Origin of the sequence: Albirhodobacter sp. R86504 (assembly GCF_042466415.1) — a bacterium.
Classification (GTDB): domain Bacteria; phylum Pseudomonadota; class Alphaproteobacteria; order Rhodobacterales; family Rhodobacteraceae; genus Albirhodobacter.
The window spans coordinates 448,795-455,325 of sequence record NZ_JAXHCH010000001.1 but is presented as its reverse complement, the minus strand read 5'-3'; the positions used below and the strand labels follow the sequence as shown (position 1 = coordinate 455,325).

The 6,531-nt window shown below is 57.7% G+C and carries 7 protein-coding genes; 2 read left to right on the top strand and 5 right to left on the bottom strand.

Going from position 1 to position 6,531, the window contains the following annotated elements:
• Positions 1-187 precede the first annotated feature (187 nt).
• Positions 188-1,027, bottom strand: a complete 840-nt coding sequence (locus SJY32_RS02090) for a MurR/RpiR family transcriptional regulator (protein WP_376871005.1) — start codon at positions 1,025-1,027, stop codon at positions 188-190.
• Between the two features lie 249 nt (positions 1,028-1,276).
• On the opposite strand from SJY32_RS02090, the gene iolG reads away from it, so the two are divergent.
• Together iolG and SJY32_RS02080 are read left to right on the top strand one after the other, a co-directional pair.
• Positions 1,277-2,290 (top strand): inositol 2-dehydrogenase, encoded by a 1,014-nt coding sequence (gene iolG, locus SJY32_RS02085; protein WP_376871002.1) that lies wholly within the window; start codon positions 1,277-1,279, stop codon positions 2,288-2,290.
• Between the two features lie 129 nt (positions 2,291-2,419).
• A complete protein-coding gene (locus SJY32_RS02080) occupies positions 2,420-2,959 on the top strand; it encodes an NADPH-dependent FMN reductase (protein WP_376871000.1) in 540 nt (179 codons plus the stop codon).
• Between the two features lie 84 nt (positions 2,960-3,043).
• Here the strand turns inward: SJY32_RS02080 and SJY32_RS02075 are convergent, their stop codons facing one another.
• The 4 genes from SJY32_RS02075 to SJY32_RS02060 form a co-directional block, all read right to left on the bottom strand.
• Complete coding sequence (locus tag SJY32_RS02075) at positions 3,044-4,279, bottom strand: saccharopine dehydrogenase family protein (RefSeq protein ID WP_376870998.1); 1,236 nt, start codon at positions 4,277-4,279, stop codon at positions 3,044-3,046.
• A gap of 66 nt (positions 4,280-4,345) precedes the next feature.
• Complete coding sequence (gene nspC, locus SJY32_RS02070; protein WP_376870996.1) at positions 4,346-5,440, bottom strand: carboxynorspermidine decarboxylase; 1,095 nt, start codon at positions 5,438-5,440, stop codon at positions 4,346-4,348.
• A gap of 97 nt (positions 5,441-5,537) precedes the next feature.
• A complete protein-coding gene (locus tag SJY32_RS02065; protein ID WP_376870993.1) occupies positions 5,538-6,257 on the bottom strand; it encodes a hypothetical protein in 720 nt (239 codons plus the stop codon).
• Entirely contained in the window at positions 6,214-6,510 is a 297-nt protein-coding gene (locus SJY32_RS02060) for a hypothetical protein (protein ID WP_376870990.1), read from the bottom strand. Before SJY32_RS02060 ends, SJY32_RS02065 begins: the two co-directional genes overlap by 44 nt.
• Positions 6,511-6,531: the final 21 nt, after the last annotated feature.

Genomic DNA, 6,531 nt, shown 5'->3' with positions numbered 1-6,531 from the left:
CGCAAAAACTCGAAAAACCCAATAAATACTGACAAATATTAGGCAGGAATTTCAACCAAGCGCCGCATGATCGAGAGCGTTCGCGGGGCTCGCAGGCCGAATCTGGCGGATAATTTCACTTTTTGGCCCGACTCGGGGGTCCATTTGCGAGTCGTATCCCGATCGACGGGGCGACTCGCCCGCCCGATCACTCCGCAGCGCGCAAACTTCCGATCGACACCACGAGTGCCGCCGCCAAGGCCATAGCAGCGACAGGCACGCGAAACGAACCATTGTCCAGATCGCGCGCCAAAAGGAGCACGCCAGCCCGATCGCCTAACGGGCAATCCGGAGTATCCGTTATCAAGACGACCGGGACCCCCTTGGTATACGCAGCTTCGACGACCTCTGCCGTTTCGCGCGCGAATGGTGCAAAAGTTACCGCGATCACGACGTCGCCACTTTGAATTGCGGATGTATAGCCCGTCCCCAGCGTTCCGGCATGCGACATACAAGGGACATCCATCTGCTGGAGGGTATATCCCATATAGCTGACCACCGAATAGGCGCGGCGAATGCCGACGAGGTGGACCGTCCTTGCGTCAGCCGCAATCCGGGCCGCCCTATCAATATCCGCACCGGCCTCGCTCATCATGAGCAAATTGAGTGAGCCTTGCGCGGCGTCAACGAACCCCTCGAGCAACTGCGCCGCCCCCTGCCCGCCATCACGGCGCAGTGACGTCAGCCGCTCGGCGTAGGCGGGGCGGGGCGGCGTGAAATCGGCGCGGAATAGAGCCTGCATCTCGGAATAGCCGGAAAAGCCAAGCGCCTGACAAAATCGCATCACGGCAGAGGGCGCGACATCGGCAGCCGACGCGACCTCTGCGACGGTCAATACAGCCATCGAGCCGAGATTGGCGCGCAAACAGGCCGCGCATTGCCGTAGACGTTTGGGGAACGTGCCCTCAAACTGATCTAGCCGTTCGAGCAATTGCGGAATGCTGACTGGCGCTTGGGTAACTTCCTGATCCAGTTGCTCTACTCCCATCACATCTCTTGACAGCAAAGTGTAATCTCGCAAAAAGTAAAATGGAATAAATATTCTGCTGCGTTCCATTTTGGCGCGCAGTGCGGGATGAACGAGTTGGAGCGGTCGTCCCCTCAATATTTCTACCTTGGGAGGGGTCATGGAAAATATGCGGCCCAAAGCCAGTCGCGTGACAAGGGCTCGCTGCCTCGCTGCGCGCGCCGCATCCGCGCGACCTCGCATCACTCAGCATTTTTCGGAAGGAACGTCATGACACTGAATGTAGCCCTGTTTGGCGCGGGCCGGATTGGCAAAGTCCACGCCGCCTCGATCAAATCTGACCCCCGTGCGCAACTCGTCGCCGTCACCGATGTCATGGAGCAAGCCGCAGCAGAGCTTGCATCCGAACACGGTATCGCCGTGCGCAGCGCAGACGAGATCCTCAATGACCGCTCTATTGATGTGATCTTGATTGCCTCCTCCACAAACACCCACGCTGATCTGATTGAGCGCGGGATCGCTGCGGGGAAAGCCGTGTTCTGCGAGAAGCCGATCGACCTTGATCTTGAACGGGCCCGAAAAGTTGTCGCGTCCGTTTCGGCGGCGGGGAAACCGGTCATGATGGGCTTCAACCGGCGGTTCGATCCGAATTTTTCGACACTCAAAGCGGCCTATGATGCCGGAGATATCGGCAAGGGCGAACTTCTCGCGGTCACGTCCTACGATCCGGCCCCGCCTCCCGTGGGCTATATCAAAGTGTCCGGTGGATTGTTCCGCGACATGATGATCCATGATTTCGATATCTGCTGCTGGCTGTTTGGCATGCCCGAGACGCTCTCGGCGACGGGGTCCTGCCTCGTTGATCCCGCGATCGGGGAGGCGGGGGATATCGACACCGCGGTTGTTGTACTCACCTATGCTGACGGTCGCATTGCCACGATCCGCAATTCCCGCCGTGCGGTTTACGGGTATGATCAACGATTGGAGCTTCTGGGGGCCGATGGGCTTTTGTCTGTCGAGAACCAACTCGAGACGACTGTTCGCAAGGCGACCACCTCCGGCGTGACCAGCGCGAAACCGCAACTTTTCTTCCTTGAGCGGTACATGCGCGCCTATGAGATCGAATGGGGCGCTTTCCTCGATGCGCTCATCGCGGATGCCCCGATGCCCGCAACCGTTCAGGACGGGGTGAACGCGCTAGCCCTTGCAGAGGCGGCGAATATCTCGTTGAGAGAGGGCCGCCCCGTGACGATCACCGCTGAATTGACCGGCGTTGCCAAGTAAAGAGGCCATCTCGTGGCGGGCCATGCGAAGGGGGGCAAAACCTTTCTTTGCATGGCTTGCGCCCTACGTCGTCTCGCAAGGCGTAAATGCCCTTTGGCATTGCGTGATCACGCGAGACGGAGTTCAAACATGACCAAGATCCTCGGCCTCTCCGGCAGCTTACGGAAAGCCTCCTTCAATTCCGCGCTTCTACGCGCAGCAAGCAACCTCACCCCTTCCTCGGCGGAAATCGTCATCGGCTCACTCGATGCCGTCCCGCTTTATAACGGGGATGTCGAGGACGAGACCGGATTGCCCGACGCGGTTAAAACCCTGCAAACGCAACTGGCGGGCGCGGACGCCCTCTTGTTGGTGACGCCCGAATATAACAGCGGCATTCCGGGCGTGTTCAAGAACACACTCGATTGGATGTCGCGCGGGAACGGTGGGGCGCTGTTTAAAGGAAAGCCCACCGCAGTGATCGGCGCGTCACCAGGTGGCTTTGGAACGGTTCTCTCGCAAGGCCACTGGCTACCAACGCTCCGCGCTTTGGGCACGAGGCCTTGGTATGAGGGGCGACTTGCCGTTGCCCATGCTGACCAAAAGTTTGATGCGCAAGGGCAGTTAACGGACGCCAAGACCCGTGATGCCTTGCGCGATTATCTGGCCGGATTCGTGGCCACGCTCTAGGCCGAACCGCGCATTTATGATCGTTGCGCATTAAAAAGCCCGCGAGGAATAATTCCTCGCGGGCTTTTTCAGAGTGATTGGCGATCAAATCGCGCTGTCGACACCCGACGCATCGATGACGCGTGACGGAAGGCCAAGCTTGCCGAGCAACTCAAGGAACGGGCGGGGCGGCAATTCCTCGACGTTGCGCATGCCACCTGCATCCCAAAGCCCATCGGCCACCAGCATCGCCGCCGCAACAGGCGGAACGCCAGCGGTATAGGAGATGCCCTGCGACCCGACTTCAAGATACGCCTCTTTGTGATCGGCAACGTTATACACGAAGATCTCGACCTCTTTGCCGTCCTTCACGCCCCGCACGAAATCACCGATGCAGGTCTTCCCCGTATAATCGGGCGCAAGCGAAGATGGGTCTGGCAAGACCGCCTTAACCAGCTTGAGCGGGATAACCTCCAGCCCTTCGGCGGTTTTTACCGGTTGTTCCGACAGCAAGCCAAGGTTTTGCAAAACGGTGAACACGTTGATGTAATGCTCGCCAAACCCCATCCAGAACCGCACATCAGCGTCAGGATAATTCGCGGCCAAGGAGTGGACTTCGTCATGGCCCGACATGTAAGCGCGGCACGTGCCCACGACCGGCAGATCCCAATCCTTGCCAATCTCGAACATCTTATTCTCTTGCCACGCACCTTTCTGCCACGAATAAACCGTGCCGGTGAACTCGCGGAAGTTGATTTCCGGATCGAAGTTTGTCGCAAAATATCGGCCGTGCGAGCCAGCGTTGATATCCACGATATCGATCGATTTGACCTCATCGAGATACTCATCTGCCGCGAACCGCGCGTAAGCATTCACGACACCCGGATCAAAGCCTGCACCAAGGATCGCCGTAACGCCCTTTTGCGCGCAAAGATCGCGCTTTTTCCATTCGTAATTGCCATACCACGGCGGCGTTTCGCAAATTTTGGCGGGATCTTCATGAATGGCGGTATCAATGTAGGCGGCACCCGTCTCGATGCAGCCATCCATCACCGTCATATTCACAAAGGCCGAGCCGACGTTGATCACGATCTGCGCACCGGTCTCACGGATCAACGCCGCAACGGCAGCAGAATCCATCGCGTCCAAAGCATGAGCTTCGAATTTACCCGCAACCTTCAACGCACCCTTGGCATGAACGCCCTCGATAATCGCATCGCATTTTGCCTTCGTTCGCGAGGCAATATGCAGATCGCCCAGAACGTCATTGTTCTGCGCGCATTTATGGGCGACCACATTGGCCACGCCACCAGCACCGATGATGAGCACGTTACGTTTCACTTCGGCTGTCTCCTTTTCATGAGTCCAGGGAAGGGGGCCTTACGGCCCGGAAGCAAGGGCGAACCCTCAGGAAAGCGAGGCGGCGTAATCTGCGAAGATAAATTCGCGCACCAGCCTCTCGGTGCCATCCGCTTGGCGAATGACAATCGCAGGCATATTCAAGCCGTTAAACCAGTTCTTCTTCACCATAGTATAGCCTGCCGCGTCAGAAATCGAAACCCGATCCCCGATTTCCAGAGGTTTGGCGAAGGAAGCCTCGCCAAAAATATCTCCCGCAAGGCAGGTCTTTCCGGCGATTTCGTAGCGGTGATCGCCCTCTTGCGGCAGTTTTGCCGTCTCGCGGTAGATCAACAAATCCAACATATGCGCCTCTGTCGAGCTATCAACGATGGCGATTTTCTTGCCATTATCCAAAATATCCAGCACCGAGACTTCCAAGGTTGTCGTTTGAGTGATCGACGCCTCACCGGGCTCAAGATAAACTTGCACGCCCAAGCTTTCGGAAAACGCCTTCAAACGCGCGGCAAGACGGTCGATCGGATAGCCCTCGCCGGTGAAATGGATGCCACCCCCCAGTGAAACCCAGTCCAGCTTCCTCAAGAACGAACCAAATTCCGTTTCGATACGGGTGAGTTGCTCGTCGAACAGATCAAAATCGCGGTTCTCACAATTGTAGTGGATCATCACCCCCGAAATCATCGGCAAGGCTTCTTCCAGCCGCGCCATATCCCACTCGCCCAAACGCGAGAAAGGCCGCGCAGGGTCAGCAAGATCGAAACCCGATGTCGAAAAACGTGGGTTTAGCCGCAGACCGCGCTCGATATGTGCCGATTTTTCGGCGTAGCGCGTCAATTGCCCCAGCGAGTTGAAGATGATCTTGTCCGCGTAAGAGATCGCCTCATCGATTTCCGAATCCGACCAAGCGACCGAATAAGCATGCGTTTCCTTGCCAAACTTCTCACGTCCGAGACGCAATTCGAACAGCGAGGACGAGGTCGTCCCGTCCATATAATCGCGCATCGAATCGAACGCCGACCATGTTGCAAAACACTTCAACGCCATGAGGGCCTTCGCGCCCGAGGCTTCCCTGAGATAGGCGATCTTTTGCATGTTTTGCACAAGCTTCGCTTCGTCGATCAGATAGTAGGGTGTCTTGATCATGGCAGCCCCCAGTAATGCGGCGCAATGCAACGCGCCAAAGGTGAATTAATGCCGCGATATAGGGCCGAGCGGGCGAAGGGGCAAGAGCACGCCGCCGTCAGTCCACCCGAACCCTCTCGGGCGGCACGGCCAACGTATAACCCTTTCGTGCAATATTTTTGACAAGCAGTTCAGCAACGAGTTGATTCCCCATCGCGTCCCGCAACCGCTTGATACGCGTCGCCCCCGCGGCCTCGTCGCAATCCGATGGATGGCGCCCCGAAATCACCGCCTCCAGACCAGCCCCCGTCAGGATCTCGTCGTCCATCCGCGCCTCCGCCAGCGCCGCAAGTGTCTCAATCAAGGCTGGGGTCAGTGAGAACGCCATGTCATTAAGCATGACAGCATTTTCGGCACGCAAAATCCGCAAGCTCCGCACCTCTATGCCGCTACGCTGAATTTCGGACATGCGGCGGTTGAGGGCGATGATCATCACCAAAAAGACCAAAGCCGCGATCAACAGCGCCGTCGCGAACAGCAGTAAGATGAAGATGATAAGCCGGTAGGACGAAAGCACCTCAGAGAACGCCGTGCCCGATTGCGCCAAGACTTCGAGCAAGCGCAGTTCGCTCGGCCCCGTCAACGCATCATTGGCGATGAAAATCCGCTCAACCCGCGCGTTGAAGGTATTGGCATCCGGCAACGCAAAAAACAGCAGCGCCGCGGCAGTCACGAGCACGGCAACAATCGCGCCCATTCCGAAGACTACGGCGCGGTTCCCCACACGCAGGCTATCAGAAGCGGAGGAAGTTTTGTCCGGCACTGGCTTTCCTTGCATCGAGACCCTCTGGCCCGAAAATGGAGAGAATGTTGAGCAAGGTCCAGCCTTCGCGCGCTAGCCGTCCCGCGAGCACCGATTTCGCCTTAGCCGCATCACACGCGCCATCTGGCAGTTGCGCCACACCGTAATGGAGGCGCAACGGATTATCTTGCTTCGCTTTGTAATCGGCAAAACACGCCGCCTGCGCGGAGGCGGAAAAGCCACCAAACGCGAGGAGCGTCGTCAATATGAGGGGCGCGAACTGTTTCATTCGCCCAACCTGCCCCGCTCC